Source organism: Phenylobacterium sp. (genome assembly GCF_036563385.1).
GTDB lineage: Bacteria > Pseudomonadota > Alphaproteobacteria > Caulobacterales > Caulobacteraceae > Phenylobacterium.
Map to the genome: position 1 here is coordinate 1 of NZ_DATCML010000019.1, position 23,611 is coordinate 23,611.

Genomic DNA, 23,611 nt, shown 5'->3' on the forward strand with positions numbered 1-23,611 from the left:
GACCCGCAGCGGCCCCACCACCGGCAGCTCGACGGTGAACTGGAGCGTCAGCGGCTCGGGGACCAACCCGGCCTCGGCCGCCGACTTCGCGGGTGGAACCCTGCCCTCGGGCACGGTGACCTTCGCGGCCGGCGAGACCACCAAGACGATCACGGTCAATGTGGCCGGCGACACCGTGGCGGAGAACACCGAGGGCTTCACCCTGACGCTTGCCAGCCCCACCGGGGCGACCCTGGGCACGGCGACCGCCTCCGGCACGATCACCAACGACGACGGCAGCACCCCGCCGCCCACCGGAGGCCAGGTGCTGACCTCGTCCAAGTGGGGCGACACGCTCACCGGCGGCGCCGGGGCTGACACCCTGAACGCCGGCCAGGGCCCCGACCAGCTGACCGGGAACGGCGGCGCGGACCGGTTCGTGTTCGCCAACCCGGTCTGGAACGCCGGCAAGATCACCGACTTCACCCCGGGGACGGACAAGATCGACCTGCGCGGGATCTTCGACCAGGCCGGCTACACCGGCACGGACCCGATCCGCGACGGCTGGATGACGCTGCAACCCGGCGGCGGCGGCACCCAGGTGATCGTCGACATGGACGGCCCAAACGCCAGCGGCCAGTGGCCAATCACGGTGACGAACCTCGTCGGCGTGACGCCTGGCCAGCTGACGTCGAGCGACTGGATCGTGCAGTAGGCGGCGTCGGCGGCGGAGCGCCCTACCTCCCCCGTTGGGACAGCGACGGCGGGAGGGGGACCGCCGGCCGAGGCCGCAGGCCGGAGAGCCGGGGGTGGAGGGGGCGAGCCCCACACGCTGCGCCTGCCCCCGCGGGGATGAGCGCCTGCGCCTGTGGCTTGCCCCCTCCACCACCCGCTCTTCCGCCCGCTGGCGCGGACGTCGGCGGGCGGTCCCCCTCCCGCCGCTTCGCGGGGGAGGTAGGGGAAAGCGGCGGCGCGGGGATTTTCCCCGCCTCCCCGTTGCGGCAGCAACGGCGGGAGGGGGACCGTTCGCCGAGCATAGCGAAGAGCGAAGGGTGGAGGGGGCGAGCCCCACGCGCTGCGCTTGCCCCGCCGGGACGAGCGCCTGCGCCTGAGGCTTGCCCCCTCCACGGCCCGCCGCTTCGCGGGGAGGTAGAGCCGCGGCGCTAGGACCAAACGCCCCAGGGGATGAGGCTGGCGTTCCGCCCGCCGCCGGGATAGCGGACCGGCCCATGATCCGCCTCGACAACATCTCCAAGCAGAACGGCCACCAGATCCTGTTCATCGAGGCCTCGATGGGGGTGCTGAAGGGCGAGAAGGTGGGGCTGGTGGGCCCCAACGGGGCGGGCAAGACAACGCTGTTCCGGATGATCACCGGCCAGGAGCAGCCCGACGACGGGCTGGTGACCATCGATCCCGGCATGACCATCGGCTACTTCAGCCAGGACGTGGGCGAGATGTCCGGCCAGAGCGCGGTGGCCGCGGTGATGGACGGCGTGGGCCCGGTGAGCGCGCTCGCCGCCGAGATGGCCAGGCTGGAAGCCGCCATGGTCGATCCTGACCAGGCCGAGCAGCTGGACGCCATCATCGAACGCTACGGCGAGGTGCAGGAGCGGTTCGAGGAGCTGGACGGCTATGCCCTGGAGGCCCGCGCCCGCGAGGTGCTGGCCGGCCTGAGCTTCAGCCAGGAGCGGATGGACGGCGACGTCGGCCTGCTGTCCGGCGGCTGGAAGATGCGCGTGGCCCTGGCCCGCATCCTCCTGATGCGCCCGGACGCCATGCTGCTGGACGAGCCCAGCAACCACCTGGACCTGGAAAGCCTGATCTGGCTGGAGGCCTTCCTCAAGAACTACGACGGCGCCCTGCTGATGACCTCGCACGACCGGGCCTTCATGAACCGGATCATCGGCAAGGTGGTGGAGATCGACGCCGGGTCGCTGATCACCTACTCGGGCGACCTCGACTTCTACGACCAGCAGCGGGCGCTGAGCGAACAGCAGCGCCAGGCGCAGTACGAGCGCCAGCAGGCCATGCTGGCCAAGGAGATCAAGTTCATCGAGCGGTTCAAGGCCCGCGCCAGCCACGCGGCCCAGGTGCAGAGCCGGGTGAAGAAGCTGGACAAGATCGAGCGGGTGGAGGCGCCGCGGCGGCGCCAGTCGGTGCAGTTCGAGTTCAAGAGCCCGCCCCGCTCGGGCGACGACGTGATCAGCCTGCGCAACGTCCACAAGGGCTATGGCGCCCAGCCGATCTATGAGGGCCTCGACTTCCTGGTGCGCCGGAAGGAGCGCTGGTGCGTGCTGGGCGCCAACGGGGCGGGCAAGTCGACGCTGCTGAAACTGGTGGCCGGCGCGACCGAGCCCGACGAGGGCGTGGTCAGCATCGGGGCCAGCGTCCGGATGGGCTACTTCGCCCAGCACTCCATGGACCTGCTGGACGGCGAGGAGACGATCTTCGAGTCCCTGGACGGCGCGTTCCCGCACGCCGGCCAGGGCGCGCTGCGCACCCTGGCGGGGTGCTTCGGCTTCTCCGGCGACGACGTGGAAAAGCCGTGCCGGGTGCTCTCCGGGGGCGAGAAGGCGCGGCTGGTCATGGCCAAGATGCTGTTCGATCCGCCGAACCTGCTGGTGCTCGACGAGCCGACCAACCACCTGGACATGGCCACCAAGGAGATGCTGGTCCAGGCCCTGGCGAACTTCGAAGGCACCATGCTGTTCGTCAGCCACGACCGCCATTTCCTAGCGGCGCTGTCGAACCGGGTGCTGGAGCTGACGCCCGAGGGGGTCCACCAGTACGGCGGCGGCTATACGGAATATGTCGCCCGCACGGGCCAGGAAGCGCCGGGGCTGCACCCGGGCGGCTAGGCGGCGGGCTTCGGCGCGCGAGGGTCGCGCGCGGCGACGGTCAGGGGGACCAGCCGCGGCGCCGGCGGACCTCGACCAACATGGCCTGCGCCGAAGGGGCGGAGACGGCGGCGGCCGGTGCGTCGCCCGGGGGCGCGCACGCGAGCTTGAACAGCAAGGGCATCTGGCGGTCGCCCGGCAGGGCCCGCCAGGGCGAGCGGCTGGGATTGCGGAACACGGGCCGGAAGGCGGCGTCGTAGGCCACGACCTCCTCTGCCCGCACGCGCGCGCCCTTGCAGTCGAAGCCGTAGCTGAACTTCAGGTAGGTGGCCGGCGGGTCGCCGCCCGGCTGGGCCGCCGCGCCCCACAGGTCGAGGACCCGCGCGCCGTCGGGAGCCGATCTGATCGACAGGCTGGCCACGTGGGCCCGCCGATCGTCCTGGTCGATCACCAGGAAGGTCTCGGCCCCAGCGCTCACCGGCGCCGCCGGCCAGGCGAACAGCAGGGCAAAACAAGCGTGACGGACGCGCGCGAGGGCCATCGTGGACCTCCGTGACCGGGAAGGTGGCGCAGGCGCTTGTAGGCAAGCGTGCGCGGGCGGGCAACGGGGCCAACGGATTCGCCCGCCCGCCTGAGCCTTGCCGCCGGAGCCGCGTTTAGGGGGACGCGAAGGGAGCCGACGATGCGAGCATTCCTGGCGGCCGGCCTGGCGGTCTGCGCCTCATTCACGGGCGGCGCAGCAGCCGCCCAGGGCGGCGTCCCACCTGAGCCACCCAGCGTCTGGTCTCGGGTGACGCTGGCGGTCCCCGTCGCCACGCGCCACACGCCGAACAATCGCGACTTCAACAACGAGAACTGGGGGCTGCTGGCCGACGTGGCTCTGAACGAGCGGTGGTCGCTGGTCGGCGGCGGCTTCCGCAACAGCTATGGCCGCAACACGGTGCTGGCGGGGGTCGCGTGGCAGCCCCTGAGCGCGCGGGTGGGCGACGCGCGGCTGCGCCTCGGCGGGATGGTCGGCGTCGACCTCAACGGCGGGTACCGCCGCTTCAACTCGGCCGATCCGCTGATCGGGGCCTTCAATGTCAGGCTGACCGCGGCCGAGCCGGACGCGCGCCCGCTCAGCCGCCTGGGCCTGCTGCTCACCATCATCCCGCCGGCCCCCGAGAACGGCAGCACGGCCTTCAACCTGGCGGTGACCTACAAGTTGAGGTGAGCCGCCGCCGCGGGCAGGCCGTCAGTTGAGCGCAGCTCCCGCCGTCAGGTCGGCGACGGCGTGGGCCTGCTCCGGCCGACCGTAGGGCAGCGGCACGATGATCTCGCAGAAAACGCCGGTGGGACGGTATTCCAGCCGAGCCTCGCCGCCGCTCTCGCGCGCGATGCCCGCGATCAGCCGCGATCCGAACCCGCTGGTGGTGGGCGGCTTGACCGGCGGGCCGCCGCTCTCCACCCACAGCAGCTTCATGATCGCGCCGTCGCCGCTGCGCGCCATCCACCAGGACACGTCCACCCGGCCGTCGGCCGACAGGGCGCCGTACTTGCTCGCGTTGGTCGCCAGCTCATGCAGAACGAGGGTGACGGCCACCGCGCTGCGGGCCGAGAGGCGCATGCTGGGACCCGAGGCCCGGAGCCGGTCGCGATTGTCCAGGAAGGGCTCGATCGCGGCGGCCACCAGCTCTTCCACGAAGGCGGCCTCCCAGCTGTGGCGGGTCAGCACCTCGTGCGCGTTGGCCAGGGCGATGATCCGGGACTCGAAGCCGGCGCGGATGTCGGCGGGCACGGATTTCAGGCTCTGGCGGGCGACGTTCTGGACCAGCGCCAGGGTGTTCTTCACCCGGTGGTTCAGCTCGTCGAGGAGCAGCTCCTGGCGGCGCTCGCTGGCCTTCAGGGCGCTGATGTCGCGGGCCACGGCGACGACGCCGCGGACCTCGCCTTCGGCGGTGCGCAGCGGCACCTTCTTCACCATGTAGGCGCGCTCGACGCCATCTCGCGAGCTCGGCGCTTCCTCGCCGACGATGGTCTCGCCGGCGAGAACCCGGGCGTCGTGCGCCTGCACGGCGGCGAAGGCCTCCGGCGAGAACAGCTCCGCCGCCCTCACGCCGACGAGATCGCGCTCCGGATCGCCGAAGGCGGCCGCGGTGGCGCGATTGGCGAACAGGTAGGCCCCATCCGCATCCTTGGCGAAGATCGGGTCCGGCGAAGCCTGCAGGATGCCGGCGAGCAACTGCCTCGCCTCTTCCAGCTGGGCCAGCTGGTTGCGTTCGGTGGTGAGGTCGACGGACACGCCGGCGAGACCGATCACCTCGCCGTCGGCGTTCTTGAGCGGCGCCTTGGTGGTCCGCCAGACGGTGCGGCGGCCTTGGCCATCGGTGAAGGTCTCTTCCGCGGCCAGGGCCTCGCCGGTCTCCAGCACCCGGGCGTCGTTGTCGTCGTAGGTGGCCGCGTCGGCGGGCGCGAGCTCCCGGTTGGTGCGCCCGAGCACCGCCTCCAGGGGCTTGCCCAGCTCCCGGAGCAGGGCGGCGTTGGCGTAGATGGTCCGCCCCTGGCGATCCTTGGCGTAGGTCGGGATCGGCGAGGCCTCGCCGATCGCCTGAAGCAGGGCCGAGGCCCGCGTCGCGGCCTCAGTGGCCTCGCGCTGGCGCGCCAGCTGGGCCTCGCGCTCGGCGAGCGCCCGGCGCAGCTCGAGCTCCGCCATGACGTGGCGGGCCAGGACCCGCAGGATGCGCGCCTCGGCCGCGCTCAGCCCCTCCGGCCGAGGCGTGCGGTCGAGGACGCAGACGGTGCCGATCGGCAGGCCCTCGGGAGTGAGCAAGGGGGCGCCGGCATAGAACCGCAGGCCATCCTGCACGTGGATGAGCGGGTTCTGCCGGAAGCGGCTGTCGGCGCGCAGGTCCGGGACCACGAAGAGGTCGGGCTGCAGGATGGCGTGCCGGCAGATGGAGACGTCGATCGGCAGCTCGCGCTGGCCGATGCCGATCTCGGCCTTGAACCACTGCCTTTCCGTGGCGACGAAGTTGACCACCGCGATGGGCGCAGACAGGCCGTCGGCGGCGAGGCTGGCGATGTCGTCGAACTGCGCCTCGGTGGGCGTGTCCAGGATGGCGTACCGCCCAAGCGCCGCCGCCCGCTCCTGCTCGTCCCACGCGGGAGAGCAGCTGGCCGCGGCGGAGAAGGCCGAGGCATCAGCGCTCAAATCGGCGGGGTCGTCCACAGTCGCTTCGGCCCTCGTTCTCCCGAGCAGCCACCATGACGTGTTCTTCGGCAGAGTGCGAAAGCTAAACGCCTGATAACGCGGTATTGCAAGGCGAACGGCCGGTTGTGGCCGCCAGCGCTTACCCTCAGGCGGTGGGGTAGACCCGCGGGCGCATGGGCTCGATGCGGACCGGCAGACCGGGGGTGACGCCCTGCGGCAGGGTCGGGCCATGGGCTTCCAGCTCGAAGACCTGGCCGGCGATGACGCATTCGATGCGCACGTCCGGGCCGCGCTGGGCGACGGCGCGGACGTCCGCGGCCAGGCCCTGGCCGCCCGCGGGCGCGAAGGCCACCTCGTCCGGGCGGAAGAAGACCTCGACGGGGCCCTGCGGCGCGCCGGCGGGCGCGGCGGTCTCCCAGTCGGCGACGGTCATGCGGCCGCCCCGGATCTCGCCCGGCAGGCGGCAGGCGGCGCCCAGGAAGTCGTAGACGAAGGGGGTAGCCGGATCCTCGTAAACCTCGTTGGGCGTGCCCAGCTGGACGAGCTCGCCGTCCTTCAGGATGGCCACGCGGTCGGCAAGGTCGAGGGCCTCCTCCTGGTCGTGGGTGACGAAGACGGTGGTGACGCCGGTGCGCTCGTGCAGCTCGCGAAGCCAGCGGCGCAGCTCGCGGCGGACCTGGGCGTCCAGGGCGCCGAACGGCTCGTCCAGCAGCAGCATGCGGGGCTCGATGGCCAGGGCCCGGGCGAGCGCCACGCGCTGGCGCTGGCCGCCGGAGAGCTGGGTGGGGAAGCGCTTCTCCAGCCCCTCCAGCTGGACGAGGGACAAGAGCTCGCGCACGCGCTCGGCCACCTGGGCCTTGGACGGGCGCTCGGCGCGCGGCCGGACCGTCAGGCCGAAGGCGATGTTCTGGGCCACCGTCATGTGGCGGAACAGGGCGTAGTGCTGGAAGACCATGCCCACGCGGCGCTTGCGGACCGGCAGGGCGAGGAAGTCCTCGCCCGCGAAGCGCACCTCGCCCGCGTCGGGAAGCTCGAGGCCGGCCAGCACGCGCAGCAAGGTGGTCTTGCCCGAGCCGGACGGCCCGAGCAGCGCCAGGAACTCCTTGTCCCTCGCCTGCAGGGAAACGTTGTTCAGCGCCGGGAAGCGGCCGAACGACTTGGAGATCCCGCGGATCTCCAGCGACGTCTGACTAGTGTCGGCGGCTGGCTGAAAGTTCACCGGAATGACGCCATTCGAGAGCGGTCTTGAGGATGAGGGTGACGAGGCCGAGGCCTGCGAGGATGGACGCGGCCGCAAAGGCGCCGACGCTTTCGTAGTCATTGTAGAGCACCTCGACGTGGAGCGGCAGGGTGTTGGTGGCGCCCCGGATGTGGCCTGACACCACCGAGACGGCGCCGAATTCCCCCATCGCGCGCGCATTGCAGAGCAGGACCCCGTAGAGCAGGGCCCAGCGGATGTTGGGCAGGGTGACCTTCCAGAAGGTGGTGAAGCCCGAGGCGCCGAGCGTCAGCGCGGCGACCTCCTCGTCGGCCGACTGGTCCTGCATCAGCGGGATCAGCTCGCGGGCCACGAAGGGGAAGGTCACCAGGATGGTGGCCAGCACCAGGCCCGGCAGGGCGAAGATGATCTTCAGGTCGTGCTCGATCAGCCAGTCGCCGAAGAAGCCCTGGGCCCCGAACAGCAGCACCCAGACCAAGCCCGAGACCACGGGCGAGACCGAGAACGGCAGGTCGATCAGGGTGAGCAGCACGCTCTTGCCGCGGAACTCGAACCTGGCGATGCACCAGGCCGCCGCCACCCCGAAGACGGCGTTCAGGGGCACGGAGATCGCCGCCACGATCAGGGTCAGCCGGATGGCGGCCACCGCGTCGGGCTCCTTGAGCGCCTCGCGGAAGGCGTCCCAACCCTGCGCCAGGGCCTCCTTGAAGACGATCCCCAGCGGCAGCACCACGAGGGCGCCCATGGCGGCCGCGGAGAGCAGCACCATGAGGGGCGCAAGGCCCGGCAGGTGGACCCGAAAGGCGGGCGAGGCGGTCTGGCTGCTCATCGGCGACCCCGTCCGGCGAGGAAGATCTGGGTGGCGTTGATGACGATCAGGGCGCCGAACGAGATCACCACCATGGCCAGGCCGATCGCCGCAGCCCCCGCATAGTCGTACTGCTCGAGCTTGATGACGATCAGCAGCGGCGCGATCTCGGTCTTCATCGGCATGTTGCCGGCGATGAAGATCACCGAGCCGTACTCGCCCACGGCCCGGGCGAAGGCCAGGGTGACCCCGCTGATCAGGGCCGGCAGGAGGGTGGGCAGGACCACCCGGACGACCCGCTGCAGGTCGGTGGCGCCCAGGGTGCGGGCCGCCTCCTCCACCTCGCGGTCGAGATCCTGCAGCACCGGCTGCAGCGAGCGGACGACGAACGGCAGGCCGATGAACACCAGGGCGATGAAGATGCCGAGCGGCGAATAGGCGGTCTTCAGCCCGATCTTCTCGAACTGCGAGCCGAGCAGGCCCGACGGCGCGTAGAGGGTCGTGAGCGCGATGCCGGCCACCGCCGTGGGCAGGGCGAACGGCAGGTCGACCAGGGCGTCGATCAGGCGGCGGCCCGGGAACTCGTAGCGGGTCAGCGTCCAGGCGATCAGCAGGCCGAGCGGGGCGTTGACCAGGGCCGCGGCGGCCGAGAGGCCGAAGCTGAGCTTCAGGGCCGCGGCCACCCGCGGATCGGTGAGCGTGCGCACCACGCCGTCCAGCCCGAGTTCCCAGGGGCGGAGCGCAAGGGCCGCCAGCGGGATTAGGACGACCAGGCTGAGGTAGACGACCACGAAGCCGAAGGAGAGGCCGAAGCCCGGCAGGATCGAGGGTTGCACGAAGCCCTGCCGCCGCGCGGGCACGGGCGACGGCGGTCGGATCACCGGGGCGGCGTAAAAGCGAGCCTCCATGTTCAGGCCGGCTTGTAGATCTGGTCGAACACCCCGCCCTCGGCGAAGTGCGTCTGCTGGGCCTTCGCCCAGCCGCCGAACGGGTCGGCGACGGTCACCAGCGGGATCTGCTTGAAGCTCGCGCCGTGCCGGGCGAGCGCGGCGGCGTCACGCGGCCGAAAGTGGTGCTTGCCGACGATGTCCTGGACCGCCGGGCTGTAGAGGAACTCCAGATAGGCCTGGGCGGCGGCGCGCGTGCCGCGGCGGTCGACGTTCGTATCCAGCAGGGCGACCGGGGGCTCGGCGAGGATCGACAGGGACGGATAGACGATGTCGAAGTTCGGGCCAAACTCGTCCAGGGTCAGGAAGGCCTCGTTCTCCCACGACAGCAGGACGTCGCCGATGCCCCGCTGCGCAAAGGTGGTGGTGGAGCCGCGGGCGCCGGTGTCGAGCACGGGGACGTTACGGTAGAGCCGGGCCACGTAGTCGCGGGCGGCCGCGTCCCCGCCAGCTTTCAGGCCGAAGGCGTAGGCCGCCAGGTAGGCCCAGCGCGCGCCGCCGGAGGTCTTGGGGTTGGAGGCGATCACCTGAACGCCCGGCTTGATCAGGTCCGGCCAGTCGCGCAGGGCCTTGGGATTGCCCTTCCGGACCAGGAAGACGATGGTCGAGGTATAGGGCGCCGAGTTGTTCGGCAGGCGCGACTGCCAGTTCGCCGGCAGGAGCTTGGCCCGGTTGGCGATCTCGTCGATGTCCGCGCCCAGCGCCAGGGTGACCACGTCGGCCTGGAGGCCGTCGATCACCGCGCGCGCCTGCTTGCCCGAGCCGCCGTGGCTCTGCTCCATCTCGATCTTCTGACCGCCGTGCTTGCCCGCCCAGTCGGCGGCGAAGGCGGCGTTGATCTCCTTGTAGAGCTCGCGGGTCGGATCGTAGCTGACGTTGAGCAGGCGGATCGCGCCGCCGCCCTGACCGTCGTCCCCGCCGGACGAACAGGCGGCGGCGAGGCCGGCGACGCCGGCGGCCAGCAGGGTGCGTCGGGAAAGCAGGGTCATGCGGGGGCTCGCCATGGGCTCGATGTCCTCAGCGGCCGTTCTACCTCAATTCCAAGCCGCGCACTCGGAATAAGCGTGAAAGCCGGCCGAGATTTTCTAACCCCCGGCTAACGCCCCCGTCTTTTTTCCCGTGGCGATCACGCCGGCTTGTAGATCCGGTCGAACACGCCGCCGTCGTTGAAATGGGTGGCCTGGGCCTTCTTCCAGCCGCCGAAGGTGTCGTCGATGGTCACCAGCGGGATCTGGCGGAACTTCGACCGGTACTTGGCCAGCGCCTGGGCGTTGCGGGGCCGGAAGTGGTGCTTGCCGATTAGGTCCTGGGCGAGCGGGCTGTAGAGGAAGTTGAGGTAGCCCTCGGCCTGGACGCGGGTCTTGTGGCGATCGACGTTGCGGTCGACCACCGCCACCGGCGGCTCGGCCAGGATCGAGACCGACGGATAGACGATCTCGAAGTTGGGCCCGAACTCCTCGATCGTCAGATAGGCCTCGTTCTCCCAGGCCAGCAACACGTCCCCTAGGCGGCGTTGGGCGAAGGTGGTCGTCGAGCCGCGGGCGCCGGTGTCCAGCACCGGAACCTGCTTGTAGAGCTTCTGAAGGAAGGCCTGGGCGGTGGCCGGCGAGCCGCCGGGCTGCCGTAGCGCCCAGGCCCAGGCGGCCAGGTAGTTCCAGCGCGCGCCGCCCGACGTCTTTGGATTGGGCGTGATCACCTGGACGCCCGGCTTCACCAGGTCGTTCCAGTCGCGGATCTTCCACGGATTGCCCTTGCGGGTCACGAACACGATCGTGGAGGTGTAAGGGGTCGAGTTGTTCGGTAGCCGGCTCTGCCAGTTGGCCGGCAACAGCTTGGCGCGGGCGGCGATCTCGTCGATGTCGGCGGCGAGCGCGAGCGTCACCACGTCGGCCTGCAGGCCGTCGATCACCGAGCGCGCCTGACGGCCGGAGCCGCCGTGGCTCTGCTGGATGTCGAGGCTCTGGCCGGTGCGGCCCTTCCAGTACTTGGCGAACTCGGCGTTGATCTCCTTGTAGAGCTCGCGGGTCGGGTCGTAGCTGACGTTCAGCAGCTTGATCGGCTTGCCGGCGGCCTGGGCCTGGGCCTGGGCCTGGCCGCCGAGCGCCAGGGTGGCGGCCGCGCCGGCCCCGGCGGCCAGCAGGCCGCGGCGGGAGACTTCAGAGAAGCTCATCGGAATTCCCTTCGGGAGCAGTGGGTTAGAAGGCGTACTGGGTGCGGAGCGACCAGATGTCGAACTCCTGGCCGATCTGGGCCCCCGCGGGCGGGGTGAGCGCCCCGGCTCCGAAGGCCGTGCCGCCCGGCGACAGGCGGTCCACGTCCACGTGCTGCCAGGCGGCCTGGAAGCGGACGACCTGGTTCGGGTACCAGTTGAGGCCAAGGGTGATGATCTTCTGTTCCCCGCCGCGCACCGCCGAGGCGACCTGCGCGCCGCCGGAGCCGGCCAGGTAGTTCAGGTCGAGGTCTGAGTAGCGGGCCGCCAGCTCCCAGACGCCCCATGTCCGCTTCTTCAGGCTGAACGGGTCGCCGCGCGGACTGTCGAAGGTGGCCGTGGCGATGCTGTAGCGGCGCGGCTGCCCGGTGATCGTCCAGGCGCCCTGCACGTACCAGCCGTCGAAGCTGGGATCGGCCAGGGCGCTGGCGCGGCGGTCGATCTCGATGCCGTAGTATTCCGCCTGGACGTGCAGGTTCTTGCGCTGGGCGGCGAACTCGAGCCCCCAGGCGGTGAGGCCGTCGGCGTCGATGTTGCCAGTGTCCACCAGGCGGGTCCCGTCGACGCGGATCTCGGGCCGGTCGCGCAGGCGCAGCGGGCTGGCCACGCCGGCGGCGACCTCCGGGCCCGACTTGGCCGGGTTGATGACGATCTCGGTGTTGGCGCCCAGGTGGACGAGGTAGTCGGGCCCGCGCATCGGCACGTAGGCGACGCGGCCCACAAAGGCGAGCTGCTCGTCGAAGGTCTGCGTGCCCACGATGTTGCCGCTGAACGCCGCCGAGTAGTTCCAGCGGTCGCCGTTGCCGAACAGGCCGATGGCGGTGCGCCCGTCGCCGGAGGCGATGCTGCGCACCAGCTCGGACGGCGAGGCGCGCTCGACGAACAGGGAGCCGTTGGTGGAGGTGGCCTCCTCGATGCCCGAGGGCGGGGAGAAGGCGCCGATCCGCAGCCGGGCCTTCGGGAAGGCGGCGTATTCCAGCCAGGCGGCGGAGATCCGGCCGGCCTCCTCGTTCCCCGAGCCGCCGAAGTCGTAGAGGAAGTTGTAGTTCCAGTCGCCGAAGGCCCTGCCCTCGATGCCGATGCGGGCGCGGCGGAAGTTCGCGCCGTCGCCGAGGTCGCGGGCGCGGTCGGACTCGGTGGCGTCACCAAGCGAGCCGCGTCGGAAGTCGCTGGCCAGCGGGCCCGCGCGGTCCTGGTCATAATGGGCGGCGTCGAGCTGGAAGACGCCGCGCAGCGAGGCGGTGAACTGGCCGTCGCCGGACGCAAAGGTCGGGCGGCCGTTGGCGAGCGAAACGGTGGTCGCCTCCACCTGCTCGCGGATGGCCTGATCACCCGCGGTGGTCTGGGCCTTCAGGTCGGCGATCTGGTCCTGCAGCTCGCGGTTCTGCTGCTCGAGGGCGTCGAGCCGGGCCGACAGCGCGAGCGCCTGCTCCTGGCTGATGCCGCCGCCCACCACGGGCGCGGTGGACTGGGCCTGGGCCAGGGCCGCCGGCGCAGCCCCCGCCAACAGGAGGGCCAGGAAGGCCGTGCGGATCGGTCGGTTGGTCATGTTCGCCCCTCAGTCTTATGAGGAGCAACATACCCCACTTATTCCTATCGGCTAAGTGGGATTACTCTGCTGAGGCGACGAGTTTTTCTGAAAGCGTCGCCTCGGCCCGCTATTCCGCGGCGGCCAGCAGGGCGCGGCCGGCGGTGAGCGAGGTCTTGGCGGCGAGCTCTGCCTTGGCCCGCTCGTACTCGGCCGAGAGGCGGGCCACGAGCTCGCCGGCGGTGGGGATGTCCTTCACGGCGCCGATCCCCTGGCCGCAGCCCCAGATGTCGCGCCAGGCCTTGGCCTTCTGGTTGCCGCCCGAGCCGAAGTTCATCCGCGAGGGGTCGGACTGCGGCAGGTCGTTGGGATCGAGGCCCGCGGCGATGATCGACGGCTTCAGGTAGTTGCCGTGCACGCCGGTGAACAGGTTGGAATAGACGATGTCGTCGCCCGACGAGGCGACGATCATGTCCTTGTAGGCGGCGTCGGCGTTGGCTTCCTGCGTGGCGATGAAGGCCGAGCCGATGTAGGCCAGGTCCGCGCCCATGGCCTGGGCGCCCAGGATGGCGTGGCCGTTGGCGATCGAGCCCGAGAGCGCGATCGGGCCGTCGAACCACTCGCGGATCTCCTGCACCAGGGCGAAGGGCGACAGCTGGCCGGCGTGGCCGCCCGCGCCCGCGGCGACGGTGATCAGGCCATCGGCGCCCTTCTCCACCGCCTTCTGGGCGAAGCGGTTGTTGATCACGTCGTGCAGCACCACCCCGCCGTAGGCGTGGACCGCCGCGTTGAGGTCCTCGCGCGCGCCCAGAGAGGTGATGACGATCGGCGCCTTCCACTTGCTCGACATCTCCAGGTCGTGCTCGAGCCGGTCGTTGGTCTTGTGGACGATGTGGTTCACGGCGAAGGGGGCGGACGGGGTGTCCGGGTGGTCGCGGTCCCAGGCGGCCAGCTCCTCGGTGATCCGGTGCAGCCACTCGTCGAGCAGCGAGGCCGGCCGGGCGTTCAGCGCCGGGAAGCTGCCCACCACGCCCGCCTTGCACTGGGCGATCACCAGCTCGGGCCCCGAGATGATGAACAGGGGCGAGCCGATCACCGGCAGGCGCAGGCGGTCACGGAGCACGGGCGGCAGGGCCATGGGCGGGTCCTTCTGGCGGAGGCTGGCGGATTTGATTTACAGCGTACAGGCAACCAGCGCGAACCCGCAAGCCTCCTCAGCCTGCCGCGGCGTCCGGCAAGTCAGATCTTCGGCGTGCGCGGCGGCGGCCGCACCTGCGGCCTGCGGACCGGCGGCGGCGGGCGGCTGGGCCGGTCCTCCACCTGCCGGGTCCATTTGTCCAGCAGGCGCCCGGCGGTGTCGCGGCCGCCGATGCCGAAGGCCAGGGCCGCGGCCACGGCCGCCGAGCCGAGCACCAGGCCGAAGGCCAGGATCACGATCTCGTCGGCGATGCCCATGAACTGCAGGCCCATGGCAGTGGCCAGCGCGATGGTCGCCCAACGCACGATGGTCGAGGCGAAGTGGTCCGCGCCGTTGGTGGAGCGGTCGAGCAGGTTGGCCAGGAAGTTGCCGATCAGCACGCCGACGGTGATGATCACCCCGCCGAACAGCACGTGGCCAGCGAGCTCCAGCACCTCGGTGAGCATCACCGCCACCGCGGCGAAGGCCAGCAGGCGGGCCGCCTCGACGGCGGAGAACAGCATGATCGCCACGAGGGCCAGGCGCGCCACCACCTTGGAAGGCGTGATCCCGCCCGGGGGCGGGGCCTCGGGGGTGTCGGCGGGGTCGGCCGCCGAGGGCCCGCCGATGCCCAGCGCCTGCAGGCTGCGGTCAAAACCGAAGGAGGGCAGCACCTGCTCGATCAGGCCCGCCACCCAGCGGCCGATCAGGAAGGCGATGGCCAGCACGATGGCCGCCGCGATGAGCCGCGGCAGGGCGTCGAGGACCGTGGCGAGCACCGCCACCGCCGGCTCGGAGATCGCCCGCACCCCCAGCTGCTGCAGGGCCGCGATGGTCACCGGAATGATGATCAGCACATAGACGAGCGTGCCGAAGGTGCGCGCCAGGCCGGACGCGCCGGTGAGCCTGGCGAGCCCTGCGCGGTCCAGCCAGCTGTCCACGTGGGCCACGTTCAGGGCGGCTTCCACCACCCGCCGGGCCAGGGTGGCCACGACCACGCCGACCACGAAGATCACCACGGCGCCGATCAGGTTCGGCAGGAAGGCCATGACCTCGGTCAGCAGGCCGTTCAGCGGCAGGATGATGTCGTCCATGCCGAGGATGGAGAGCGCGCCCACCACGCCCACCAGCAGCACCAGCCAGTAGCCGAGCTGGCCAAGCTGGTAGCCGGTGGTCTCCTTCGGCGCCGCGCCCTCGTTGTGCTTCTTCATGCCCGGCGCACGGTCGATCAGACGGGCCACGCCCCACTGCACGCCCTTGGCGATGAAGTGGGAGACCACCAGCACGGCGATGGCGGCCAGCAGAGCCGGGCCCCAGTTCCAGGCCAGGTTGCGGAAGTAGGTGTAATCCAACGTGGGCATGGCGATCCTCGGAGCGTCCCAGAAGCTTAACTTTTAGAAGGCGATTCCGTTCGCCACGGCGCCCTTAGGTGAACTTGACGGCCCACGGCCTTCCGGCCCATCTGCCCCGATGGCCGACGCAAGCCTTTTCCCGCCCGCCACGGAGGACGCCTGGCGCGCCCTGGTCGCCAAGACGCTGGGCGAGGCGCCGTTCTCCAGCCTGGAGAAGACCACCGCCGAGGGGCTGCCGATCGCGCCGCTCTATCCCCAGGCCGAAGCGCCGGCGGCCTTTCCGGCCCGGCCGTTCGACGCGGCGCGGGCCTGGGACCTGCGGACCCTGGTGGCCCATCCGGACGCCGGCCGCGCCAACGCCGAGATTCTGGCCGACCTGGAAGGCGGCGCCGCTTCGGTGGCGGTGCGGATCGATCCCGCTGGCCGCAACGGGGTAGCGGTGGGCTCGGCCGACGGGCTGGCCCGCGTGCTCGACGGCGTGATCCTGGAGCTCGCCCCCGTGGCCCTGGACGCCGGCTTCCTGGGGCCCAAGGCCGCCGACTGGCTGGGGACGGTCGCCAAGGCATCGCCCGGCGCCAAGCTGCGCTTGCACATGGACCCGCTGTCGGCCTTCGCCGAGGCGGGCGCGAGCCCCGGGCCGATCGAGAGCCACCTGATCGCCGCGGCCACCGTGGGCGCGCGGCTGGCCGAGACCTATCCGCAGGCGCAGCTTTTCCTGGCCTCGGGCCGGGGCGCCCACGAGGCGGGCGGCGGCGAGGCGCTGGAGGTGGCCGTCGCCGCCACCGCCGCCATCGCCTACGCCAAGGCCCTGGCGCGCGCCGGCCTGCCGGTCGCCGAGGCCTTCGCCCGCATCACCCTTGGCCTGTCGGCCGACGCCGACCATTTCGTGACCATCGCCAAGCTGCGCGCCGCCCGCGCCGTCTTCGCCCGGATCGCGCAGGCTTCGGGCGCCGATCCGCAGGCGCGGATCGAGGCGCGGTCCTCGCGGCGCATGCTGGCCGTCCGCGACGCCTGGACCAACATGATCCGGCTGACCGCGGCCGGCTTCGGCGCGGCGGTGGGCGGCGCGGACGCCATCGTGCTGGGCGCCTTCACCGACGCCATCGGCCTGCCCACCGCCTTTGCGCGCCGCCAGAGCCGCAACACCCAGCTGGTGCTGATGGAGGAGGCGCACGTGGGCCGCGTGGCCGACCCGGGCGCGGGCTCCGGCTACATCGAGGCCCTAACCGACCAGATCGCCCGCGCGGCGTGGGCCAAGCTGCAGGCCATCGAGGCGGCCGGCGGCCTGGCCGCGGCGCTGAGCTCCGGCCTGGTGGCCGAGGAGGTTGCGGCGGCCCGCGCCGCGCGTCCGGCGCCGAAGCTGGTGGGCGTCAACGCCTTCCCGCCGGACAAGGAGAGCGCGGTGGAGGTGGAGCAGGCCGAGCCGAAACCGGTGGAGGCCCCCTCCCCGCAGCTTCCGGGCCCGGACGGGCGCTGCCCGCCGCTGGCCCCGATCCGTCTGGCGGAGGCGTTCGAGGCATGATCTGCGACCTGCTTCGCTCGTATCTGCAACGCGAAGAGCGCATCTCTCCCGCTCATTCCCGCGGAAGCGGGAACCCAGGCTTTTTCCGCCAACCTGGGGCAGAGGCGGGCGCCGAACCGATGTCCGAACAAAAACACCTGGGTCCCCGCCTTCGCGGGGATGAGCGGGGTTACTGAGATGAGCGCAAGCTTCCCCGATTTCGCGACCCTGCCGTTCGACGCCGACCTGCCGGCCAGCGCTGCGCCTGCCGGCGACCCCTGGGCCACGCCCGAGGGCATCGCGGTGAAGGCGGCCTATGGCCCGCAGGACGCCGCCGGCCTGGACGTCGTCGGCGGCTATCCGGGCCTCGCGCCGTTCCTGCGCGGCCCCTACCCCACCATGTACCTCACCAACCCGTGGACGATCCGCCAGTACGCGGGCTTCTCCACGGCCGAGGACTCCAACGCCTTCTACCGGCGCAACCTGGCGGCCGGGCAGATGGGCCTGTCGGTGGCCTTCGACCTGGCCACCCACCGCGGCTACGACAGCGACCATCCGCGGGTGAAGGGCGACGTGGGCATGGCCGGCGTGGCCATCGACTCGATCCTCGACATGCGCACGCTGTTCGACGGCATCCCGCTCGACAAGATGAGCGTCTCGATGACCATGAACGGCGCGGTGCTGCCGATCCTGGCGCTGTACATCGTGGCCGGCGAAGAACAGGGCGTGGCGCACAAGGCGCTGTCGGGGACGATCCAGAACGACATCCTGAAGGAGTTCCTGGTCCGGAACACCTACATCTATCCGCCGGCGCCCTCGATGCGGATCATCTCGGACATCTTCGCCTACACCAGCGCGGAGATGCCGAGGTTCAACTCGATCTCGATCAGCGGCTACCACATCCAGGAAGCCGGAGCGACGCTCGACCTGGAGCTGGCCTACACCCTGGCCGACGGGATCGAATACGTGCGCGCCGGGGTCGCCGCGGGCATGACCGTGGACCAGTTCGCGCCCCGCCTGTCGTTCTTCTGGAACGCCGGCATGAACGTCTTCATGGAGATCGCCAAGCAGCGCGCGGGGCGGCTGCTGTGGGCCAGGCTGATGAAGGAGAACTTCGACCCGAAGGACTCCCGCTCGCTCTCGCTGCGGGCCCACACCCAGACCTCGGGCTGGTCGCTGGCCGCGCACGACGTGTTCAACAACGTGCCCCGCACGGTGGTCGAGGCGCTGGCGGCGACGGGCGGCCAGACCCAGAGCCTGCACACCAACAGCCTCGACGAGGCCCTGGCCCTGCCCACCGACTTCTCGGCCCGGATCGCGCGCAACACCCAGCTGTTCATCCAGCTGGAGAGCGGCCAGACCCGGGTGATCGACCCCTGGGGCGGCAGCTACTACGTGGAGCGGCTGACCGCCGACCTCGCCGAGCGCGCCCTGGCCCACATCGCCGAGGTCGAGGCCCTGGGCGGCATGACCAAGGCGATCGAGGACGGCCTGCCCAAGCGCCGCATCGAGGAGGCCTCGGCCCGCACGCAGGCGCGGATCGACTCCGGCCTGCAGTCGGTTGTCGGGGTGAACCGCTACCGGCCCGAGACGGCCGACGAGATCCCGGTGCTGAAAGTGGACAACACCGCCGTGCGCGAGCGCCAGCTGGAGAAGCTGCAGCGCCTGCGGGCCGAGCGCGATCCGGAGGCGGTGCGCCAGGCGCTCGAGGCCCTGACCAACGGCGCGGCCGGCGGGGCCAACCTGCTGGAGCTGTCGGTGAACGCCGCCCGGGCCAAGGCCACGGTGGGCGAGATCTCGGATGCGCTGGAGAAGGTCTTCAACCGGCACAAGGCCCAGGCCGACGCGGTGAAGGGCGTCTACCTGCGCGAGTCCGGCGAAACGCCGGCCGCCCAGCGGGCCAAGGCGATGGTGGAGAGCTTCCGCCAGGCCGACGGCCGCAAGCCGCGCATCCTGGTCGCCAAGATGGGCCAGGACGGGCACGACCGCGGCCAGAAGGTGATCGCCTCGGGCTTCGCGGACCTCGGCTTCGAGGTGGACATCGGCGACCTCTTCCAGACGCCGGCCGAGACCGCCGCCCAGGCGGTGCAGGACGGCGTCCATGTGGTGGGCGCAAGCTCGCTGGCGGCCGGCCACCTGACCCTGGTGCCCGAGCTGAAGGTCGAGCTGGCGAAGCTCGGCCGGCCCGACATCCTGGTGGTGGTGGGGGGCGTGATCCCGCCGGAGGACTTCAAGGCGCTGGAGGACATGGGCGTGGCGGCGGTGTTCACGCCCGGCACCGTGGTGCCGGAGGCGGCCGTGACGGTGCTGGAGCGGCTGAACGAGCTGCTCGGCTACGCCCAGGAGCAGGCGGCGCAGTAATCCTCCTCTCCCGCGAGCGGGAGAGGAGACGGCGGCGCGGCGAGCTCCCCCTCTCCCGCTTGCGGGAGAGGCCGGGTGAGGGCGGCGCAGGGTTCAGGTCGTGGCAGGAGGTTGGAACCGGTCGCGTTCGGGTCCAACGGGAGCGCAGGCGGCCCGGCGGGCGCCGCCCTCACCCTGCCCTCTCCCGCGAGCGGGAGAGGGAAAGGCGGAGGGTTCAAGCTTGCCCTAGCCCAGCGGGGTGTTCTCGTTGGGGCCATCGTTGGACGGGCGGCGGCGGGGGAGCAGGGCGGAGGCGGCCTTCATCTCGGCCTTGTCGATGTTGCCGTCCTTGGAGGTGTCGATCCGTTCGAAGAACGGGCCGATCATCCTGCCCATCTGGCCGCGCATCTCGGCCTTCTGCAGGCGACCGTCGAGGTTGTCGTCCATCATCCCGAAGAGCCGGGTCTCGGCGAAGCGGGCGTCGTTGTCGATCTGCTTCTCGGCGGTCTCGTCGAGCCACCGGAAGCTCACCGAGGTGAACAGCATCTCCTCGTGGCTCTGCTCGCCCCAGGTGACCTTGATGGTCGGATCGGGGTTCGCCGGGTTCCGCTTGGAGTTGTCATAGACGTAGTGGGCGATCAGCTTGGAGCCGGCCGGGATCTTCACCGGCTCGGCGAAATTGTAGCTCCGCTGCCAGTTGAAGTCGTAGCGCGGCAGGCTGAGCAGCAGGGTCTTCTTGCCGTCCGGCGTCTGCAGCCACAGATCCGAGGAATAGGCCCGGTAGTGGGCGTGCGGGAAGGCCGAGTAGAGCAGCGCGTCCTTCGGGAACTCGACGTAGGCCACTTCCTTGTGGCGGGCGCTGTTCGGCTGGATCTCGATGCTGGTGTCGATCACCACCACGCTGCGCATGATGTACTTGGGCTGGTCCTTCCGGAAGTAGACGCCGATCTGCGACTTATCGACCGTCTCCTTGCCGTAGGGCGTGTAGTGCATCTGGTAGCCCACGGCGCCGCCGGCTGGCAGGAAGGTGCCCACGTCGCCGCCGAACACGTTGGACTCCGCGCCCACCGCATAGCCGCCCACCGAGCCGCGCCAGTTGGTCTCGGACGACACGCCGTTCTTGGGGGCCTCCTTCATCCAGCCGGTCAGGACGTGGTGCACGGCCCGCCGGTCGCCCGGCTTGACGGTGGTGGCGCGGATCCACTTGCCCTCGGTCAGCGGGTTGGCGCTGAAGGGGCGCTGGTAGTCGACGATGCCGGAGGCGGGCACCTTGTAGGCCGGGATGTCGAGGATCAGGTCCGGCTTGCCCAGCGGCCACTCGGCGGCGACGATCTTCTTGGCGCCCAGGGGATCCGGGCCGTCCCCGCGCGGCGCGCCGGCCTCGATCCAGTGGACGAGGGTCTTGATCTCGGCGGCGGTCATGTTCTTGGAATCCGAGAACTTCCCGACGTGCGGATCGGCGTTGTAGGGCGGCATCCGATCGGTGCGGATCACTTCGCGGATCATCGGGGCGAAGCCCTTCACCATGTCGTAGTTGCTCATGGCGAACGGGCCGATCCCGCCTTCCGAGTGGCAGCCCACGCAGTTGCGCTCGAGGATCGGGGCCACGTCGCGGGCGTAGGAGATCTTGGCGAACTGGGCCTGGCGGGCGCGCTCGGGGAAGGCGATGGCGAGGCCCTTGGTGGCGCCGGCGGCCGGCGGCGCCTGGCCGGCCAGCACCGCCTTCAGCGCGGGCTCCGCGTCGGCGGCCGCGCCGCGGTAGGCCACGGTCCAGGTCTTCGGGTCGACGATGTAGAGCTCGGCCGAGCGGGTGACGCCCAGCTGTTCGCCCACCAGTTGGTGCGCGTCCATCAGCACCGGCAGCCGCAGGTCCTGGGCGACCAGCGCCTCGCGGGTGTCCTTGAGGTTGGAATTCAGCAGCAGCAGCTCGACGCCCTGGGCCGCGTAGCGATCGCGCAGGGCGGCCAGCTGCGGCGCCAGCCGGCGGATCTCGGGGTCGCCGGCCGCGTGGGAGACGATCACCACCGCCTTGGCGTCGGCCAGACGGTAGAGCTCGTGCGCCTCGAGGTTCTGGTCGACGAGCATGAAGTTGTCGACGCGGGCCGGGGCGGCCTCCGCAACCGAGGCGGCGTTGTCCAGCGCGTTGGCGGCCAGGGCGCTCGATGTCGTGGCGTTGTCGGTGGTGCAGCTCGCCAGGACTGCGGTGGTGGCCAGCAGGCCAAGGACGCCGAAAGCCGCGCGGATCATCACTGTCGTTCCCTCAAAATGGCGGCGGGCGCGACTCTTCGGCCGCCTCCGCCGGACTGAATGTCCGGTATGCTTGTTACACCAAAATTTCCGCCACGGCGCGGCCAAGCGAGTCGCAGGCCCGTCAAAGCCTGCTCCCCTGCCCCACGGCGCCGGGCCTACTGCCGGCTCAGCTCGACGAGGCCGAGGTCGACCTGGTCGTCCAGGTTCTGGGCGACGAGGACGCGCCCGTCGGGCGAGACGCCGATGTAGCCGGCGGAGGTGGGCACGTCGGCGAGCTTTCGGGCCGGGCCCGACCAGGGGTGCAGCCAGACGCCGGGGGGCTGGTCGCGCCGTGCCGTCAGGACGTAGATCCCGTCGCGGCCGACCGTCCAGGCGTCGCCGATTGGCGCCCGAACCGCCGGTGCGGCGCCCGTCAGCGCCTCCACCTGACCGCCCGGCGTCCGCAGGCCGAACAGCCGTCCGTCGGGTCCGGCGCGCAGGTTGCGCCAGCCGGCGCCGCCGGGCACGGGGCGCGGGCGGCCGTCGCCGGCGAGGAGCCGCTCCATCAGCTGGAAACCGGTCGCGGTGCGCTGCAGGTAATAGATGCGGTCGCCGCCCGGGCCCCACACCGGCTCCAGCTTGTCGACGCCGTCCCACGTCAGGCTGCGCAGGGCCGAGCCGTCACGGGCGACCGTGTAGAGGTCCGACCGGCGGCCCTTCACGGCGACGAAGGCCAGGCTCTGGCCGTCCGGCGACCAGGAGGGCGCGGTCAGGTAGCTGCCGACGATGGAGGTCAGCCGCACCGACTGGCCGTCGGGCCGGGTGACCCAAAGCTCGGGCGCGCCGTTGCGGCTGGAGACGTAGGCGACGGTCCCGTCGGCGGCCGCTTCCGGGTCCCAGTCGAGGCCGGCTTCGGTGGTGACCGGGGTGAGCCGCCCGCCGGGCTCGAGCCAGGCGATGTTGGTGCGGCCGCGCGGGGCCTCCACCGCCAGCCGGTTCCGGCGGTCGATGGACAGCCGGCTGAAGGTGATCTGGCCGAGGCCAAGGCTGATCCGCTCCGGCGGCTGGCCGGTGCGGATGTCGACAGTCCACAGGCCGAACTCGCCGCCGCGGTTGGACGAATAGAAGATGTGCCGGCTGTCGGCCGACCAGACGTAGCCCGCCGCCTTCCAGCCGTCGGTGGTCAGGGCCCGCTCGCGGCCGGTGCGCAGGTCCTTCAGGAAGAGGTCGTCGGCGCCGTGCATCAGGCTGCGCCGGAACACCACGTAGCGGCCGTCGGGCGAGGCGGCGGGATCGGAGTCGCCCAGGGTGCCGGCGTCCGGGCTGGTGAGGTCGCGAGCCGCGCCGGTGCGCACGTCGATGGCCCGCAGGCGCCACAGATCGGCGGGCGACGGGCGGTCGCCGATCACCAGGGTCTGGTCATCGATCCAGCTGACCCGCGTATAGGTGGCCTGCTGGCAGGGCGCGACCGCGCGCTCCGGGCCGACCGGCACTGGGACGATCATCACGGTGCAGGCGCCGCTCGGCGGCGTCCGGATGAAGGCGAGGCGATCCCCGCGAGGCGACCACACGGCGCTGATGTCGTCGTCCGGGTGGCTGGTGATGCGCACCGGCGTGCCCTGCTCGACGCTGCGGATGTAGAGGTCGCGCCGGGCGGAGAGGTCGGGGCGCTGACTGTAGACGATCTGCTCGCCGGTGGGCGACAGGGCCGGGTGGGTCTCCAGCCCCTGCTCGGCGGTGAGCGGATGATAGCCCTGGGCGCTCCAGCTCACCGGCCGCGGCAGGGCGAGCCACAGGCCGGCGGAGGCCGCCGCAACGCCGGCCAGCAGGCCCAGCACCACCCGGTGGGCCGGCCGCCGCGCCGACGGGGCGGGCGCCGCGGGCTGCGGGGCCGGCTCGGCCGCCACGGGCAGCGCCCGGCGGGCCTCCGGCAGCGCCTGCAGGCGGTAGCCAACGGTGGGGATGGTGTCGAGGCGGATGCGCGGCTCGGACTGCAGCGCCTTGCGCAGCTGGGCCACGCAGCGGTTCAGCGCACCCTCGGTGACGATCCGGCCGTTCCAGCACAGGTCGATCAGCTCGTCGCGGCTGACCGGCTGGCCCCGGGCGCGATGCAGGGCGACCAGCACCTTCATGACCCGCGGCTCGAGCTGGACCACCGCGCCGGCGGTCTCGACCTCCAGGGCGGCGGGGCGCACCTGGGCGCCGGCGAGGGTGAAGGGCAGCTCGCGGGCCAGGTTCAGCCCCGGCCAGAGCGCCACGTGCTCGTTCATCGCGAAACCATTACGAATAAATCAC

General features: G+C 71.3%; 17 protein-coding genes. 5 read left to right on the forward strand and 12 right to left on the reverse strand.

Annotation, left to right across the window (positions count from 1 at the left end; all coding sequences use genetic code 11):
• Together VIL67_RS19175 and VIL67_RS19180 are read left to right on the forward strand one after the other, a co-directional pair.
• Nucleotides 1-694 (forward strand): Calx-beta domain-containing protein (locus VIL67_RS19175; RefSeq protein ID WP_332050530.1); only part of this gene is annotated, 694 nt, incomplete at its 5' end.
• Nucleotides 695-1,208: 514 nt separating this feature from the next.
• Entirely contained in the window at nt 1,209-2,837 is a 1,629-nt protein-coding gene (locus tag VIL67_RS19180) for an ABC-F family ATP-binding cassette domain-containing protein (protein ID WP_332050531.1), read from the forward strand.
• A 40-nt stretch (nt 2,838-2,877) separates the two neighbouring features.
• Here the strand turns inward: VIL67_RS19180 and VIL67_RS19185 are convergent, their stop codons facing one another.
• Nucleotides 2,878-3,357 carry a hypothetical protein gene (locus VIL67_RS19185; protein ID WP_332050532.1) on the reverse strand — a complete coding sequence of 160 codons (480 nt, stop codon included), beginning with the start codon at nt 3,355-3,357 and terminating at the stop codon, nt 2,878-2,880.
• A 141-nt stretch (nt 3,358-3,498) separates the two neighbouring features.
• Between VIL67_RS19185 and VIL67_RS19190 the strand changes: the two genes are divergently transcribed.
• A complete protein-coding gene (locus VIL67_RS19190; RefSeq protein WP_332050533.1) occupies nt 3,499-4,029 on the forward strand; it encodes a hypothetical protein in 531 nt (176 codons plus the stop codon).
• A gap of 21 nt (nt 4,030-4,050) precedes the next feature.
• Here the strand turns inward: VIL67_RS19190 and VIL67_RS19195 are convergent, their stop codons facing one another.
• The 9 genes from VIL67_RS19195 to VIL67_RS19235 form a co-directional block, all read right to left on the reverse strand.
• Nucleotides 4,051-6,006 (reverse strand): PAS domain-containing protein, encoded by a 1,956-nt coding sequence (locus tag VIL67_RS19195; RefSeq protein ID WP_332050534.1) that lies wholly within the window; start codon nt 6,004-6,006, stop codon nt 4,051-4,053.
• A 145-nt stretch (nt 6,007-6,151) separates the two neighbouring features.
• Nucleotides 6,152-7,225: a sulfate/molybdate ABC transporter ATP-binding protein gene (locus VIL67_RS19200; protein ID WP_332050535.1), complete on the reverse strand. Its 1,074-nt coding sequence runs from the start codon at nt 7,223-7,225 to the stop codon at nt 6,152-6,154.
• Nucleotides 7,197-7,994 carry a sulfate ABC transporter permease subunit CysW gene (gene cysW / locus VIL67_RS19205; protein WP_332050615.1) on the reverse strand — a complete coding sequence of 266 codons (798 nt, stop codon included), beginning with the start codon at nt 7,992-7,994 and terminating at the stop codon, nt 7,197-7,199. Before cysW ends, VIL67_RS19200 begins: the two co-directional genes overlap by 29 nt.
• A 56-nt stretch (nt 7,995-8,050) precedes the next feature.
• On the reverse strand, nt 8,051-8,941 hold the full coding sequence (cysT, locus tag VIL67_RS19210; RefSeq protein ID WP_332050536.1) for a sulfate ABC transporter permease subunit CysT: 891 nt from the start codon (nt 8,939-8,941) through the stop codon (nt 8,051-8,053).
• A 2-nt stretch (nt 8,942-8,943) separates the two neighbouring features.
• On the reverse strand, nt 8,944-9,984 hold the full coding sequence (locus VIL67_RS19215; protein ID WP_332050537.1) for a sulfate ABC transporter substrate-binding protein: 1,041 nt from the start codon (nt 9,982-9,984) through the stop codon (nt 8,944-8,946).
• 122 nt (nt 9,985-10,106) lie between these two features.
• Nucleotides 10,107-11,150 (reverse strand): sulfate ABC transporter substrate-binding protein, encoded by a 1,044-nt coding sequence (locus VIL67_RS19220; protein ID WP_332050538.1) that lies wholly within the window; start codon nt 11,148-11,150, stop codon nt 10,107-10,109.
• A gap of 25 nt (nt 11,151-11,175) precedes the next feature.
• Nucleotides 11,176-12,738, reverse strand: a complete 1,563-nt coding sequence (locus VIL67_RS19225; protein ID WP_332050539.1) for a porin — start codon at nt 12,736-12,738, stop codon at nt 11,176-11,178.
• Between the two features lie 109 nt (nt 12,739-12,847).
• Entirely contained in the window at nt 12,848-13,855 is a 1,008-nt protein-coding gene (locus VIL67_RS19230) for an NAD(P)H-dependent flavin oxidoreductase (protein ID WP_332050540.1), read from the reverse strand.
• Nucleotides 13,856-13,956: 101 nt separating this feature from the next.
• Nucleotides 13,957-15,255 carry a mechanosensitive ion channel gene (locus VIL67_RS19235; protein ID WP_332050541.1) on the reverse strand — a complete coding sequence of 433 codons (1,299 nt, stop codon included), beginning with the start codon at nt 15,253-15,255 and terminating at the stop codon, nt 13,957-13,959.
• Between the two features lie 109 nt (nt 15,256-15,364).
• On the opposite strand from VIL67_RS19235, the gene VIL67_RS19240 reads away from it, so the two are divergent.
• Together VIL67_RS19240 and scpA are read left to right on the forward strand one after the other, a co-directional pair.
• On the forward strand, nt 15,365-16,768 hold the full coding sequence (locus VIL67_RS19240; protein ID WP_332050542.1) for a methylmalonyl-CoA mutase family protein: 1,404 nt from the start codon (nt 15,365-15,367) through the stop codon (nt 16,766-16,768).
• Nucleotides 16,769-16,945: 177 nt separating this feature from the next.
• Nucleotides 16,946-19,108, forward strand: a complete 2,163-nt coding sequence (scpA, locus tag VIL67_RS19245) for a methylmalonyl-CoA mutase (RefSeq protein ID WP_332050543.1) — start codon at nt 16,946-16,948, stop codon at nt 19,106-19,108.
• A 225-nt stretch (nt 19,109-19,333) separates the two neighbouring features.
• Here the strand turns inward: scpA and VIL67_RS19250 are convergent, their stop codons facing one another.
• Nucleotides 19,334-21,334 carry a redoxin domain-containing protein gene (locus VIL67_RS19250; RefSeq protein ID WP_332050544.1) on the reverse strand — a complete coding sequence of 667 codons (2,001 nt, stop codon included), beginning with the start codon at nt 21,332-21,334 and terminating at the stop codon, nt 19,334-19,336.
• A 158-nt stretch (nt 21,335-21,492) separates the two neighbouring features.
• On the reverse strand, nt 21,493-23,586 hold the full coding sequence (locus VIL67_RS19255) for a winged helix-turn-helix domain-containing protein (RefSeq protein WP_332050545.1): 2,094 nt from the start codon (nt 23,584-23,586) through the stop codon (nt 21,493-21,495).
• Between the last annotated feature and the right edge of the window lie 25 nt (nt 23,587-23,611).